At 49.6% G+C, this 15,627-nt stretch carries 7 protein-coding genes; 6 read left to right on the top strand and 1 reads right to left on the bottom strand.

Annotation, left to right across the window (positions count from 1 at the left end):
• Position 1 precedes the first annotated feature (1 nt).
• From A3849_RS16905 to A3849_RS16880, 6 genes are read left to right on the top strand one after another with little or no spacing between them, the layout of a single operon-like run.
• Positions 2-5,698 carry a non-ribosomal peptide synthetase gene (locus tag A3849_RS16905; RefSeq protein ID WP_074112458.1) on the top strand — a complete coding sequence of 1,899 codons (5,697 nt, stop codon included), beginning with the start codon at positions 2-4 and terminating at the stop codon, positions 5,696-5,698.
• 13 nt (positions 5,699-5,711) lie between these two features.
• Positions 5,712-8,933: a non-ribosomal peptide synthetase gene (locus A3849_RS16900; protein WP_074112457.1), complete on the top strand. Its 3,222-nt coding sequence runs from the start codon at positions 5,712-5,714 to the stop codon at positions 8,931-8,933.
• 42 nt (positions 8,934-8,975) lie between these two features.
• Complete coding sequence (locus A3849_RS16895) at positions 8,976-12,335, top strand: AMP-binding protein (RefSeq protein WP_074112456.1); 3,360 nt, start codon at positions 8,976-8,978, stop codon at positions 12,333-12,335.
• 15 nt (positions 12,336-12,350) lie between these two features.
• Positions 12,351-13,223: a 3-hydroxyacyl-CoA dehydrogenase family protein gene (locus A3849_RS16890; RefSeq protein WP_074112455.1), complete on the top strand. Its 873-nt coding sequence runs from the start codon at positions 12,351-12,353 to the stop codon at positions 13,221-13,223.
• Between the two features lie 3 nt (positions 13,224-13,226).
• The gene (locus tag A3849_RS16885) at positions 13,227-13,490 is read left to right on the top strand and encodes an acyl carrier protein (RefSeq protein ID WP_074112454.1); all 264 of its coding nucleotides are present in this window, start codon (positions 13,227-13,229) and stop codon (positions 13,488-13,490) included.
• Positions 13,487-14,668 carry a class-II aminoacyl-tRNA synthetase family protein gene (locus tag A3849_RS16880; protein ID WP_074112453.1) on the top strand — a complete coding sequence of 394 codons (1,182 nt, stop codon included), beginning with the start codon at positions 13,487-13,489 and terminating at the stop codon, positions 14,666-14,668. Before A3849_RS16885 ends, A3849_RS16880 begins: the two co-directional genes overlap by 4 nt.
• 369 nt (positions 14,669-15,037) lie before the next feature.
• Here the strand turns inward: A3849_RS16880 and A3849_RS16875 are convergent, their stop codons facing one another.
• Entirely contained in the window at positions 15,038-15,520 is a 483-nt protein-coding gene (locus tag A3849_RS16875; RefSeq protein ID WP_074112452.1) for a glutathione peroxidase, read from the bottom strand.
• Positions 15,521-15,627: the final 107 nt, after the last annotated feature.

Below are 15,627 nucleotides of genomic sequence, written 5' to 3'. Positions count from 1 at the left end.
TATGTCACTTGCTGAGTTTTTGTCCCTGCTCCGGGAGCGGGACATCCGCCTCTGGGCGGAAAAGGGCAAATTACGCTGTAATGCGCCTCAGGGAGCTTTAACGCAGGATATTCGCTCGCAACTGTCCCATTGGCGTGAAGATATTCTGCATTTGCTTGAAGGCATGGACAGTTCGGAGATTCCGGCGATTGTTACCGGCAGGGAGAGTTCTGACTCTCTCCCTGTATCTTTTGCCCAGCACAGCTTATGGATCGTGGATCAGTGGGAGGCCAGCCGGGCTTCCCACAATTTCCCGGTTGCATTCCGCTTGGAAGGAGAACTGAACATTGCCGCAATAGAATATGCACTGAATGAAGTGGTAAGACGTCATGAAATATTAAGAACGACCTTTGCAGCGGAGGAAGGAACAGTCACTCAAAGCATTCTTCCGGAGCTGCATATTCCTATTGCGTTTATAGACTTGATGGAAACCGCGGAAGAGACACGAAGCAGCCGGGTACGGGAATTGGCTTCCAGGGATGCACAGCAGGCGTTTGATCTGACTAAGGCACCTTTACTGAGATGCACACTTCTCCGGATAAATACCCAAGAATACGTTTTGTTGATTACGCTCCATCACATCATTTTTGACGGATGGTCTTTGGGGGTGTTGATCAGGGAATTGACGGATTTGTATGCTGCCTTCGTGGCGGGTAACCCCTTGCCTTTACAGCCTCTGCGTCTGCAATATGCAGACTATGCAATATGGCAGCGGGAAAGGCTTCAGGGTGAAGTGCTGGAACGGCAGTTGGGATATTGGACCCGTCAACTGGCGGAGGCTCCCGCATTGCTGGAGCTGCCTGCTGACCGTATTCGGCCTGCAGTTCAAAGCTTTCGCGGCGCTTGTCATTATTTCCATTTGGATGCCTCGGTTACTTCTGCGCTGCGTACGCTAAGCCGGCAGAGGGACTGCACGTTATTTATGACCGTGCTGGCTGCGTTCAAAACACTGATTTACCGGTATACGGGGCGGGAAGATGTCATCATTGGTACACCGGTAGCCAACCGCCCGCGGCAGGAAATGGAAGAGATGATCGGTTTTTTTGTGAATACTGTAGTGCTTCGCACGGATCTCAGTGGAAATCCGTGCTTTATGGAGCTTATAGAACGGGTCAAGGCAGTTACGTTAGGCGCATTTGCCAATCAGGATCTGCCCTTTGAGAGACTGGTAGAGGAACTTCAGCCTGAGAGAACGTTAAGCCACACTCCCCTGTATCAAATTGCATTTATTATGCAAAATGCTCCCATGGGCGCAATCCGCATGCCAGGCCTGGCCATAAGCACCGTGGAAGCGGACGTAGATGCGCAGTTCGATCTGACCTTCGAACTGTTTGATATTCCGGACAGCTTGGAAGGCAGAATCGTCTACAGCAGCGATTTATTTGATTTAGATACAATTTCCCGGTTCGTCGGACATTTTAAGACGCTGCTGGAGGGAATAATTTCCGATCCGGAGGCTGCCATTTCGGCACTGCCATTGTTGAACTCCACAGAACAAAACAAGCTTCTGCAAGAGTGGAACAGCGGTTCATCCGATTTTTTGCAGGGAGACGGTATTCATACGCGGTTTGAAGCGCAGGCCAAACAAACGCCTGATGCGACAGCAATTGTCTATCAGGACCGGGAAATAAGCTACAGCGAGCTTAACCGGCGGGCGAATCAGTTGGCGCATTATTTGAGGAAGCAGGGTACTCAGCAGGGACAACTTGTCGGGATGTATACCGATCGTTCCGTAGAAATGGTTATAGGCATCCTTGGTATTCTAAAAGCCGGGGGCGCTTATCTTCCACTGGACCCCATGTTCCCACGAGAGCGGATCAAGTATATGCTGGCGGATTCAGAGGTAGAGCTGATACTGACCCAAGAAGAATTGGCCCATGAACTTGCCGGAGAAGTGTCCAACATGCTATGCCTGGATCGCGATTGGCATCTGATGGATGCAGAACCGGCTAATAACTTGTCCGGCTCTGTGAACCAGGCCGATTTAGCCTATGTCATCTATACCTCCGGATCAACTGGACACCCCAAAGGAACGCTGGTTACCCATTCCAATGTCGTCCGGTTATTTGATGCGACACAAACCTGGTATGGATTCGGAGCGGATGATGTGTGGGTACTGTTCCATTCCTATTCTTTTGACGTCTCGGTATGGGAGTTGTGGGGGGCGTTGTTCCATGGAGGCCAAATTGTGATTGCCCCCTATGAGGTTACCCGTTCACCGCAGCAATTCTATGATCTCTTGTATGAGAAAGGGGTTACTGTTCTAAATCAGGTTCCTACAGCATTCCATGCGCTGGCCCGGCTGGTACAGGAGCATGAAGCCGCCCGGATCCCGAGTCTGCGCTGGGTGATATTCGCTGGCGAAGCGCTTGATATATACAGGCTGGAGCCGTGGTTTGAACGCTATGGAGATGAGCAGCCTCAGCTGGTTAACATGTACGGTATTACGGAGACTACCGTGCATGCCACATTCCGGCGGATTACCAAGCAGGATTTACAACGGGGAGCCGGCAGTGTAATCGGCTGTGCCTTTCCGGATTTGCAGCTCTACATACTTGATTCCCGGCTAAATCCCGTCCCTGTAGGCGTACCGGGCGAAATTTATGTGGGCGGAGCAGGAGTGTCTCTTGGCTATTTCAAGCACCCGGATTTGACGGCTGAGCGCTTCATTCCCAATCCCTATAGCCTAAAGGGAGGGGAGCGGCTCTATAAATCGGGTGATTTGGCGCGTTATCTGAGGGACGGAGATATTGAGTATTTGGGCAGAATGGACCAGCAAGTCAAGATGCGCGGCTACCGAATCGAAATGGGCGAGATTGAAGCAGCGTTATCCACCCATCCCGGCGTGCAGAGCGCTGTAGCTATGCTTCAAGAACTTGCGGAGGGCGAACGGAGATTAGCCGCCTATATTGTTCCTGACCCGCAGTCTTCTTCCGCAATCAGTGGAATTCTGAGGCTCCAGGAGGAGGCCGGGAGCGAGCTGTCGCTGTATACGCTTCCTAATGGTCTGGAGCTGGTTCATCGCAATAAGAATGAGACTGAGTTCATGTACCGGGAAATTTGGGACAACGAGTCCTACTCCAAACGGGGGATAACTCTGGAGGAGGGGAGCTGCATATTTGATGTCGGTGCCAATATCGGGATGTTCGCTCTCTATGCCGGTGCCATAAGCAAAAATTGTACAATCTATGCATTTGAGCCTATTCCGCCCGTATTCCGGGCGCTGGAACAGAATGTGCGATTATATGGCTTGAATGCGCGATTATTTGCATGCGGGCTGGCGGATGCCAATAAGACGGAAACCTTCAGTTACTATCCCAACCTGTCAATATTATCCGGCCGTTATGCCGATGTTGACGAGGAAAAGGCGGTGGTTCGGGCATTTCTCAAGCATCAACACCTGGAGGAGATCGGTGAAGAGATGATCCAGGACATGCTGAACGAACGGCTGGCTACGGAGAAGCATGAATGTCAGCTTAGAACCATCTCCGATATCATCATGGAATGTGACGTGGAGAGCATAGACCTTTTGAAAGTGGATGTAGAGAAGGGTGAGCTTGACGTACTGAAGGGAATAAAAGAGAAAGATTGGCCGAAGATCAAACAAATTGTGCTGGAAACCCATGACAGGGAAGGCCGGCTTCAGGAAGTTGAGCACCTTCTGATCCGCCATGGATTTGAAGTGTGGCTGGAGCAGGACAGTGAGTTAAGTGAAACTGGACTCTATAATGTATATGCCCTAAGGCCAGCGCCGGCGCGGGAAGTACAGGCGGTTCAGACCGGGCAACCCGAACTTACCGATTCGTGGCGCAGCCGCAACACCCTGATTCGGGAGTTAAGAGAGCTGTCTTCGAACAAACTGCCGTGGTATATGGTTCCTTCCGACTTTATTCTGCTGCCTGAACTTCCGTTAACGCCAAGCGGAAAAATCGACAGAAAGCGGATGCCAGGGTTGAAAACAGAGAAAGGGAGTGAAGAGTACGTTGCGCCCTCATCTGAAGTTGAGAAGAGCTTAGCAGAGATCTGGGCCGGGGTACTGGGTGTGGAGCGGGTGAGTGTCCATGACAATTTCTTCGAGCTGGGTGGGGATTCCATTCTAAGCATCCAAATTGCTGAACGAGCCCACCGGCTCGGTATCCATATCCATCATATTGATATTTTCCGTCATCAGACCATCGCGGGTCTGGCTCCGCTGGTGCAAGAGCGAAGCGGGGCTGACACGGAAGAGGAGCAGGGGATGATAACAGGGAGCTGTCCGTTATCTCCGGTTCAAAGCTGGTTCTTCTCAATGAATCAGCCGGAGCGACATCACTGGAATATGTCTTTCATGCTGGAAGTCCGTGAACGCTACGATTACAGTCATTGGGAATATGCAGTAGAGCGGCTGGTGCAGCAGCATGATGCGCTTCGTACCCGTTTTGTACAGACATCAGAGGGCTGGGAAGCTTATTATGGCGCGGATCCACTTGACATGGAAGCTTTCAAGCACGTCTCTTTGGAGCACATTGCGCCGGAGATGCAAGCCGCTGCCATTGAGGAACAGTCTAATCAATTACAGAAAAGTCTAAATCTATCAACGGGAAGGGTCGTCCAATTTGTCCTGTTTCGCCTTGGTGCCCCGCAGCCTGACCGGTTGCTGATGATCTGCCATCATTTAGTGATTGACGGGTTCTCTTGGAGAGTGATTTTGGAGGATCTGCAGTCGGCCTTGTGGCAAGCGGGGGATGACCAGAAAATTCAGCTTCAACGAAAGACAACCTCATATAAACGTTGGGTCATGGACCTTAAGGAGAAGTTCCATGAGGGATACTGGGAACCTGATATGAACTATTGGCTGGCTGATTCCAGCAGGGGCGGGGTTCTGTTCCCCACCGACAAAGCAACGGACAGCAATACTGCCGGATCTTCTGCAATGATGACGGTGACATTGGAGCGGGAGGATACCTCGGCGCTGCTGCGTGAAGTCCATCTGGCTTACAACACACGAATTATGGATATTCTGTTAGCTGCCTTCCTTGAGGCCTGCTACAGGTGGCGGGGCACTCCTTCTGTGCGTGTGCTTCTTGAGGGTCATGGCAGAGATGTTGTAACAGAAGGGATCGATATCTCAAGAACCGTCGGCTGGTTTACGTCCATGTATCCCCTGCTGATGGAGCGCGCGGAAACCGGAGGTCTAGGCGAGACACTTAAATCGGTTAAGGAGCAGCTTCGCAGGGTTCCGGGTAAAGGCATCAGCTATTTAATGTACAGTTACTGGAAACCGGATGCCGGCAAGGACATTCAGTTGCAGCATGCCTCTCCGGCAGAAGTTATATTTAATTACTTAGGACAGCTGGATCAGATATTTGGGGAAAAGGCATCTTTTCAGCCTGCAATGGAGTATATGGGTGCAGCCGTAAGTCCACTGAGCAAAAGACCGGCAAAGCTGGGTGTGAATTGCCATGTGATTGAGGGCCGGCTCCAGATCCATTTCGATTACAGTCTAAACCTGTATTACGAGGATTCCATTGGACAGCTCGCTGGTCTATTCAAAGAAGTCTTGCTGGAGATTATAGAGCACTGCAGATCTGCGGAGGCAGGTGGATTCACACCCTCGGACTTTCCGCGGCTTCGGATCAGCGACCAGGATTTTAATAAACTGCTTGGCAGTATAACCTAATACGGAGGTTATGATGAAGCCTACTAACATTGAGGATATGTACAACCTATCTCCAGCTCAAGAGGGCATTCTGTTTCACAGTCTGTACCAGCCTGAGGCGCCTGATTATTTTCTTGAGCTGGAGTTTGTGATGAAGGGGGGACTGCACCGTCATGCTTTTGAACAGGCCTGGCGACAGCTGCTTGACAAACATAGCGTGCTGCGTACCTCCTTTCATTGGGACAATATTTCAACTCCGGTACAGCTGGTGCAGCGTGAGGTTGAACTTCCGCTTGAATATCTGGACTGGACATCTATCGATGCCGAGACCCGCAAGGTCAAGCTTGACGGGTACCGGGAGGGAAGCAGGAAGCGAGGATTTGACTTTACAAAAGCGCCTATTCTGCGCATGGCTCTTATCCGCTTGGAAGATAAGGTGTGGCAATTCATATGGCATTCCCATCATCTGGTGCTGGATGGATGGTCAACCTCCCTGCTGTTTAGCCAATTCTTTCATTTGTACCACAGCTTAATCGAAAGTAAGCAATTCCATATTGAGAGCTACCGTCCCTTTGGAGATTATATCGAGTGGGTACGCAAGCAGGATCTGGTCAAGGCGGAGGCCTATTGGAAGCGCACTTTGGCCGAATTCGGTTCGCCGGTTCCGTTGATGGAGTATATCAAATCCGGAACGCAGCCTGCTGCCCGGTTCGAGAAGCAGTCCGTGGAATTATCAGCCGATTCGTCGATTCAACTGCAAGCTCTGGTACAAAAGCAGCATTTGACTTTAAATACTGTCGCGCTTGGAGCTTGGGCTCTGTTGTTGAGCCGTTATAGCGGAGAAAAGGATATAGTCTTCGGGGCATCTCTATCCGGCCGTTCAGGTCCGTTGACGGCAATCCAGAAAGCGGTGGGAATGTTTATTAACACACTTCCTGTAAGGATATGTGTTTCAGAGGAAGCAACGCTGATTCCCTGGCTGAAGACTATTCAGGAGCATTTTACCGAGCTGCTTCAGTATGAATACACACCCCTGCTGCAGATTCAGCAATGGTGCGGGCTGCCTAAGAGCACCCCTTTATTTCACAGTATTTTGGCATTTGAGAACTACCCGATGGACAAGCAATGGATTCAATCCGGCGGTGATTACGATATCAGCGATTTCCGGTTTGAACAGCAGACGAACTATCCATTAAATGTTATTATCATTCCCCCTGCCGGATCAACGGCGGCTACCGTTCAAATTCATTATCAATCGGTATATTTTGATTCCAGTACCATCGCTTCTATGCTTGGCCATTTAAAGACGATATTGGAGCAATTCTCAGTTCGTCCTTCTTGCCGACTCCAGGAGATCTCCATGCTGAATGTTGTAGAGCAAGAAACTATTGTAAGCAATTGGAGCAGGAATCCCCATCCATCCCAGGTCGTGGCTGACGAAGGGGAAGGAGTGATTCAGCGGTTTGAGCGTTATGCCGGGCAGAATCCCGAAAGGATCGCTACTGTATACGATGGCATGGAGATGACGTACAGGCAACTGAATAATCGGGCCGATATGCTGGCTTACCGCTTGCGTAAGCATGGCATCAGTCCCGGAACCATGGTGGGCGTATATCTTGAGCGTTCACCTGATTGGATCATCGCCATGCTGTCAGTTTGGAAAGCCGGAGGCATATATTTGCCGTTGGATCCGAGAATTCCCGAGGAAAGAATGAACTTTATTCTGCATGAAACCAAGACAGCTCTGGTCATCACGCAGGAACAACTGCCGAACCGGATGCCTCCATCTGTCACAGGTTTGAGATTGGATGCATTCGCGAAGCAGGAGGAGATGGTAACGAACCTGCCTGGGCCGGGAGAGTTAGCCTACTGCATTTTTACTTCCGGCTCTACAGGAGTTCCGAAGGGGGTGCTGTTATCCCACCGCGGATTAGGCAATGTCGTGAGACTGCAGAAGGAAATATTCAAGGTAACTGCGGAAGACCGGGTTGCGCAGTTGGCATCTATCGGATTCGATGCCTCCGTGTTCGAGGTGGGAATGGCACTGGGGAATGGTGCGGCGTTATGTCTGCCGACGCGTGAAGAATCTATGCCGGGCCCACGGATGTCCGGACTGCTGCAAGAACAGAAGATCACGGTGATGACGATTACACCATCGGGACTATCAGCTCTGCCATACAGTGACTTGCCCCATTTGCGCATCATTAACACTGCAGGTGAAAGCTGTGATCAAAAATGGGTGGAATTATGGGGAACCGGCCGGATATTTAATAATCTCTATGGACCCACGGAAGCCGGGATATGGGCAACCTGGCATACCTGCGGACAGGTTGGGAGGAAGCCGGCAATTGGCAGACCAATTCCCAATACACAGGTCTATATACTGGACGAGAATCTCTGTCCGGTCCCTGCGGGTGTGCCGGGAGAACTCTATATTGGCGGCTGCGGCTTGGCCAGAGGATATCTTAACGATCCTTATCATACTGCCGCAAGCTTCATCCCTCATCCCTTCAGCGGTCAACCTGGGGAACGGCTGTACAGGACGGGAGATATCGGGAAATTTCTGGCTGACGGCAACATTGACTTCATAGGAAGAACAGATCAACAGATCAAGCTCAGGGGCTTCCGGATCGAACCGGGTGAGATTGAAGCTGTGCTGACCGGAAATCAGGATATTAAGGAAGCGGTTGTGCTGCTTCGGAAGGGAGAACGGGAGGCTCGCCGTTTAACCGCCTATGTGGTTCCACAAGTCGGGAGTGAATTATCGTCAAAGGATTGTTATGACTATTTATCTGATAAGCTGCCTGATTTCATGATTCCCTCGGCCTTTATGCTCATGAAGGAGCTTCCAGTTACTGTGAACGGGAAATTGGATCATCAGGCTTTGCCGAGTCCGGCTGAGAATTGGGGAGGCGAGGAAGTCAAGGTGCTGCCCCGCACACCAACAGAATCTGCACTGGCATTGATTTGGGAGGAGTTGCTTGAGCTTGATTCCGTAGGCGTATACGACAATTTCTTTGAAAAGGGCGGGCATTCCCTGTTGGCGGTGCAGTTATCAAGCCGGATCAAAGAAACATTCCGTGTAGAGCTTCCGTTGCGGTATATTTTCGAGGCTCCCACCATTGACAAGCTGGGATATGCCATTGTGCGCGAGCAGGCAGAGTTGCAGCAGGAAGACGGAGACCTGGAAAAATGGCTGGATGAACTGGAGCAGTTGTCTGATGAGGAAGCGCGGATCAGGATGAATGCACTGTAACCAGGAAATACGGACCACTGTCTCCAAGAGAGGAGAGCGGACATGAGCAGCATTGAGGATCGTATTGCCTTACTCTCACCCGAGAAGCGTGAGCTGCTGCGTAAAAGGCTGCAGGAGAAGATCACGGATGAGCCCGATCAGCAAGCTGGAATTCCGGCAATTGGTTCCGGGGGCCCGATTACTAATGAGCCGTATGCGCTGACAGAAGTACAGCAAGTATACTGGCTGGGACAGAGCGGGTATTTTGAGGCAAGCGCCGGTGGGAGCAACTTATATATTGAGTATGAGATCAGCAATATTAACTTTTTGACAACAGCCTACTTGCGCAGAAGACTGGAAGCAGCCATAGATCAATTAGTGAAACGCCATGATGTTCTGCGAACCATCATTCTGGATAGCGGAAGGCAACAAGTGCTGGAAGAGTATCCCCGCTATCATGTGAAGCTGAACGACCTGCGGGGATTGAAGGAAGAGGTGCTGGAGAAGGCGCTTGAATCTGCACGCAGGCGTATGAGAACCGAGAAAATCAAGGTGCGGGAGTGGCCGTTGTTTGAATTTCTTCCTCACCTTCTCAGCCGTGGGAGAATGGTGCTTCAGATTAGAATTAGTCCGTTGCTGATGGACGGAACAAGCCGAATCCAGTTCTTTCAGGAGCTGTTCCATCTAATGGAACAGCCCCGGGCTGCTCTGCCTCCATTGGAGATCGGATTCAGCGATTATGCAGTCGCATGGCAAGCGTACAGATCCAGCAGAGCGGTTACAAGGTCAAGGGAACGCTGGCTACGCCAGGCAGGCACCTTGCCGATGGGGCCTCTTCTGCCTGGCAAGACGCTCATTCTGCCCGACACACCGCCGGATATCAGAATTTGGGATGAGCAGCTTCTGGATAATCATACTTGCAAGCTACTGGTGGAAAAGGCGGCTCACAGAGGCTTAAGTCTCTCGACGGTATTAATGTCCGCGTTTGTGGATGTTCTTGCGTGCCGGAGTGAGGTTCCCCGGTTCAGCATAGGACTGATTGCCACTTACCGTCCGCCAATGCATCAGCAAATGCATCAAGTCTTGGGGAATTTTAATACCATCCACTTGATTGAGGCAGATCCATGGAGAGGCACCTTCAACGAACGGGCCCACCTGCTTCAGCGACAGGCGGTTGAACACTTGGATGATCCTTTCGGCTCGGGTTTTGAGGTTCTCCGGGAGATGAACCGGCTGCATGCGGTTGCCCCAAGAACAGGGGTGACAGTTTTTTTTAATACAGTTTTCGATGTGGATACAGCAGAAGAGAGTGCCGGGAATGTCAGCAATTCGCCAGACATGCCTAATCTATCTGCCCTGCACTTCGCTAAGAAGAGGGGGGCGGCAGCTAGAGGGCTGCAGTCCGACTGGAATAAGCTGAAGCAAGTCTTGCTGCCTCTTCCGAAGCTGAGGGAACGGGAAGCTGGGCTTTACACCAATCAAATACAACTGCTACCTACGCTATACAGGGATATGACAGGTAGCCTTCATTGTAAATGGCAAGCGATGGAATCGGCCTTTCCAGAGGGAATGCTGGAGGATCTTCAAGCCGCCTACAGAAATCTGTTGGGAAAGCTTGCCTTGCAAGAAGCCTGCTGGCAGATGACTGTGGCCGAGAATATGGATTCTGACATACCTGAGAACCGCCAAGTCAGTATAGACTCTCCCGCTTCATTAACCAGTCAGGCCTTTTTTCGCTATGATTTGAAACGGATGGAAGAGCATGGTGCGCATATTGCTATTTCAGCGAAGGAACGGGATATATCCTATGCCTCGTTGTTTAGCCGCTCATCGCAAATCGCCGGGCTATTGGGCGATGCGGGAGTGACGTCTCATACAAGAGTAGGTATTGTGCTGGATAAAGAGCAGGAGTATATTGCTGCTGTTCTTGCCGTCTTGCAATTAGGTGCTGTGGCCCTACTGATCCGTCCTGACTTGACACCGACGCAGGTAGTCTCATCAATGCAGGAGGAACGAATTGAAGTGGTGTTATCCTGTGAAGCTTTACTGGAGCGGACACATGTTCCAGAACAGGTACTGCTCCTGTATCTAAACGATATACAGGATGGTGTGCATCGGGTAGATAGTCTTGGGAACTTGGGAGAAAGTCTGTCTGTTCTGGCAAGTGATGCACCCGCTTGTATCCTTTACGGCCCGGCCGGAGGTTCGAAACCGGACAAAATGGTCTTTACCTATAGAGAGCTGGAGCAATGGGCGAACGGCTATAGCAGCCGGTTTAACTTGGAAGAGCAGGAAATACTCCTCTCATTATGGCCCATTGGCTCCCCTGCCTGGTTAATGGACTGGGTCGGCATGTTTGGTTCAGGGGGAACTGTCGTTTATCAGGAGCATTTGCGGGAGTACTCAATGGATGACTTGATGCAATTCGCTGATCGTAAACAAATAACAGTCTGGAGCACCCCCATGCCAGTTACGAATCGGTTGCAAAATTATCTGAAACAGAAGATGCAATCCCCGGGGCCATCTTTGAAGCGTATCCTTATCCACAACGACAGGGTTTCTTCTTCGTTGATAAGCGCCGTTACAGCCTATTGCCCTCAGGTCTCTGTTGTAGCGGTATGGAGGATCGCAGGTTCGGGTATGCCAGTAATTGTGCATGCTGGGCGCGGGGAGGCAAAGATGTACTGCAGCCACGCGGATCTTTCCGTTATCGGAAGAAATGCGGCGACCTGTCCCGTCTGGGCAACCGGAGAGATTTACGCAGGGCCCCCTCAGGAGGGTCATCAGCAGTTCCTTATCCAGACGGGGCTTGTTGGCCGAAAGACATCGGATGGCACTATAGAGGTGCTTGGGGAACGGGACAATGGAGTAGTTCATGCGAAGAACGCTGTGTTGTATGTATGGCAGATTGAACAGGAACTGGAGCGGCATCCGGCAGTTCAGTGGGCAGCGGTTCGCGGAAATGTACGGAACGGAGAACATGAGCAGCTGGTTGCCTACCTGCTCATGAGCAGCGTGGAAGAGAAAGAAGCGCTCTGGCGGTTTCTGTCCAGCCGGCTTCCGGTTCACATGATACCGGACGATATAGTGATGTTACAGGATATCCCCATAAACTCATGGGGGAGGGTTGATCTGCACGAGGACATATGCCGGACAATGATTCTGGCCGAGGCTTCCCCGGATCACAGTCAGCCGCAGATTCAGTCGCTTCATTTAATGAAAGGTCTGATAAATATTTGGGAGGATGTGCTGGAAAGGACTGGCGTACTAGTGGATGACAGCTTTTTTGCTCTTGGGGGAGACTCCTTGAGGCTGGTGAACATGCTGACCATCGTGCAGCAATCATACGGACAACACGTACATCCTGCTGATTTTTTATTGGACCCAACCATAGAACGTCTAGTAAAAATAATATCCTCATAAGGCGGAATATAGAATATGAGAACAATTGGTGTCTTGGGCGTAGGTACTATTGGGACAGGCGTCGTTCAGAATTTATCTCAGGCGGGCTATCGGGTAATTGCAGTGGACCGTTCAGAGGAAGCCCTGGCAAGAGGGGCGCAGTTGATTCAGCAGAATGTAAGGATGTACAGACTGTTTGGGGGAACGGCTGCAGCTGTCCCTGATGAGCAGGTCATGGAGAATATCACTTTTACCACGGACGAAACCTTGTTGTCAGATGCTTCTTATATTATTGAAAATATTACTGAAGACTGGAATCTCAAAAAAGAGGTGTATACCAGACTGGACCTTATCTGTCCGGATCCGGTTATTTTTGCTGTCAATACTTCTTGCATCCCGATTACAAAAGCCGCTTCCGCCACGCAAAGGCCAACAAAGGTTATTGGCTTGCATTTTATGAACCCGGTGCCCCTAAAGCCTGTAGCTGAAGTGATCAGAGGTTACCATACTTCTCCAGAAACGTTAGAAATCACAAAAGGCTTATTAAGTCAGATGGGGAAAGAAGGAATCGTTGTCAATGATATGCCGGGCTTTGTTTCCAACAGGCTTATGACCCTAATGATTAATGAAGCAGCCTTCCTGGTGCAGGAACGGGTTGCAGGCGTAAATGAGATTGACCGATTGATTAAGCTGAGCTACGGACATAAGATGGGGCCTCTGGAGACTTGCGATTTGATCGGAGTTGATACCATTCTCCATTCCATGGAAGTTATGTATGAATGCTTTAAGGACAGCAAATTCCGGCCCTGCCCCATCTTGTATAAAATGGTGGACGCAGGTTGTCTGGGACGTAAAAGCGGACAAGGGTTTTATAATTATTCCAAAGAATTGATCCTACAGGAGGCTTAAACTATGAATCCAATAAAACAAAGAATCAAGAATTTTTTGGCGGAGAATGTTCAAGGTGCTGATATTAATGAGGATCTTAATCTGTTTGCTACAGGGATGGTAAACTCGCTGTTCGCCATGCAGCTGGTTCTTTTCGTTGAAAAAGAATTCAGTCTGACAATTGGGACCGAGGATCTTGACCTGGACAATTTCAAATCAATTAACTCTATTTATGAATTGATTGCCAGAAAAACGGGAAGTTCTGCTCCGGCAGGAGAACGGGTATGAGGAACTGCGTAATCACCTATGATAGGCCCATCAATGCCGCTTATGCAGAGGAAATCGAGAAACGGCTTTATTTTGTCTCCAGTGAGATTGAACATTTCAAGCTGCTTCAAGAGAACGGAGAAATTAATGGCATCGAGCTGACAGCACCGGAAGGAACCGATTTCTCTACCCTGGAGGCCAAAATCAACTCTGTGATTTCCACTGAAATTACAACACAGAAAATCATCCCCTCCAGACAGGTTTGGTGCTCTGCTGAACCGTCCATTGAGCATGCCCCCATATTTGACCAGCTTTTGGAAAAGGGACTCGTGTATGAAATGGGAGAGGGGCAGCTTTGTTTTGCAGAGCCGCTAATTGAAATCATGGATGAGCTGGATGCGCGGATAAAAAAAATCGTGAGTGCAATGGGCGGAGAAGAATACCGGTACCCTACCCTTATTGCAACAAAGACATTGGAGGATTGCGGTTATTTTGATTCCTTCCCCCAAATGCTCATGTTTGTCACACGTTTGCATAATGATGTGGACACCTATCGTGCTTTTTCTGCAGATTATGAGGAAGCCGGCAAGATTGGAGCTTATGCTCTGCACCATTGCAACAATACAGATTACTGTCTGCCGCCAACGATGTGCTACCATACGTATCAGCATTTAAAAGGAACAAATCTGGGTGATAGAGGGAATCGTGTAATTACATCAAAAGGCAAGTCGTTCCGCTACGAATCGAAATATTGCCGGACTATTGAACGGCTATTCGACTTTACGATCCGTGAGATCGTATTCATGGGCACGAAACAGTTCGTTTTGGACAGCCGGCAGCAGATGATGGAGGCTGCATTCGCTTTGGTTGACAGCCTGGGGTTATCAGGACATTGCGAGGTGGCCAATGATCCGTTTTTCTGCAAGGCGGATACTGCTGCCAAGATATTAAACCAGCGCATGCTGGAATTAAAATATGAGCTTCGGCTGCACATTGAGGATCAGAGAACGATTGCCGCAGCTTCCTTTAACTTTCATGAACAATTCTTTGGTGAGCGATTCCTCATTCAGCGGGATGAAGACAACTGGGCGAGTACCGGATGTGTAGGATTTGGACTGGAAAGGTTGCTATACGCATTTTTATGCCAGCATGGGCTGGATTCTGACAAATGGAAGGAAGTATTATATCCGGAGTTCTGACAGTAAGGTCTTTATAAGGTAACCCACCTTATTACTAGTCAGAATGAGATCTTGTTATGACAAAAGGTATAACGTCGTAGAGTGGTTGTGCGTATCCACCAATGTTGGCTCCAAAGCTATTGCCCAGAGACTTGGTTTCAGGCTGGAAAATAAATTTATCTCTTTCACATCGTACCCTTCCATAGAAAACCTGACTGTTTTAGACGAGCATGGGTGGTATGAGTGGGGAATTTATGAATTAATCAATGAAATGAATCGAACAGGGAATCCATGTAATCTGGAGGAAAAGTATATAGTCCCTTACAAAAGAGACTCTATCCCGCAAGGCACCAGGCCCTGCGTGAAGAGTCTCTTTTTTTTACACGGTGATTATTTTCCAAGCAGCTTGGCAATATCGGCTTCAATCTGATCCGGTGTAGTCTGCGGGGAGAATCTTTTCAGTACCCGGCCCTCCTGGTCAACCAGGAACTTGGTGAAATTCCATTTGACGCTCTTAGAGCCCAATACGCCTGGTGCTTCCTTGGAGAGGTATTTGAATAACGGATGAGCTTCGTTGCCTTTTACATCAATTTTCTCGTACATCGGGAAGGTTACGCCGTAATTGATTTCGCAGAACTCTGCAATATCTTCACTCTCACCCGGCTCCTGGCCGGCGAACTGATTGCTGGGGAAGCCGAGCACTTCGAACCCGCGGTCCTTAAATTTATCGTACACTTCCTGGAGACCTTTATACTGAGGAGTGAATCCGCACTTACTGGCTGTATTGACGACAAGCAGCACTTTGCCTTTGTACTTGGACAGTGATTCTTCCTGGCCTCGCAGTGTGTTTGCTTCAAAATCATAAATACTCATGGATAATTCCTCCCGAACATTGATTTATCACAATTTAATTTTACACTATTTATTGAAAGAAGCAAGCTAAAGGTTGTAACAATATTGCATATTCGTTTCAAAATGTG

The organism is Paenibacillus sp. P46E (assembly GCF_001909095.1).
GTDB classification, from domain to species: domain Bacteria; phylum Bacillota; class Bacilli; order Paenibacillales; family Paenibacillaceae; genus Paenibacillus_AQ; species Paenibacillus_AQ helianthi.
Note: the sequence above shows the minus strand (reverse complement) of the source record. Positions and strands in the feature narration are given on the sequence as shown.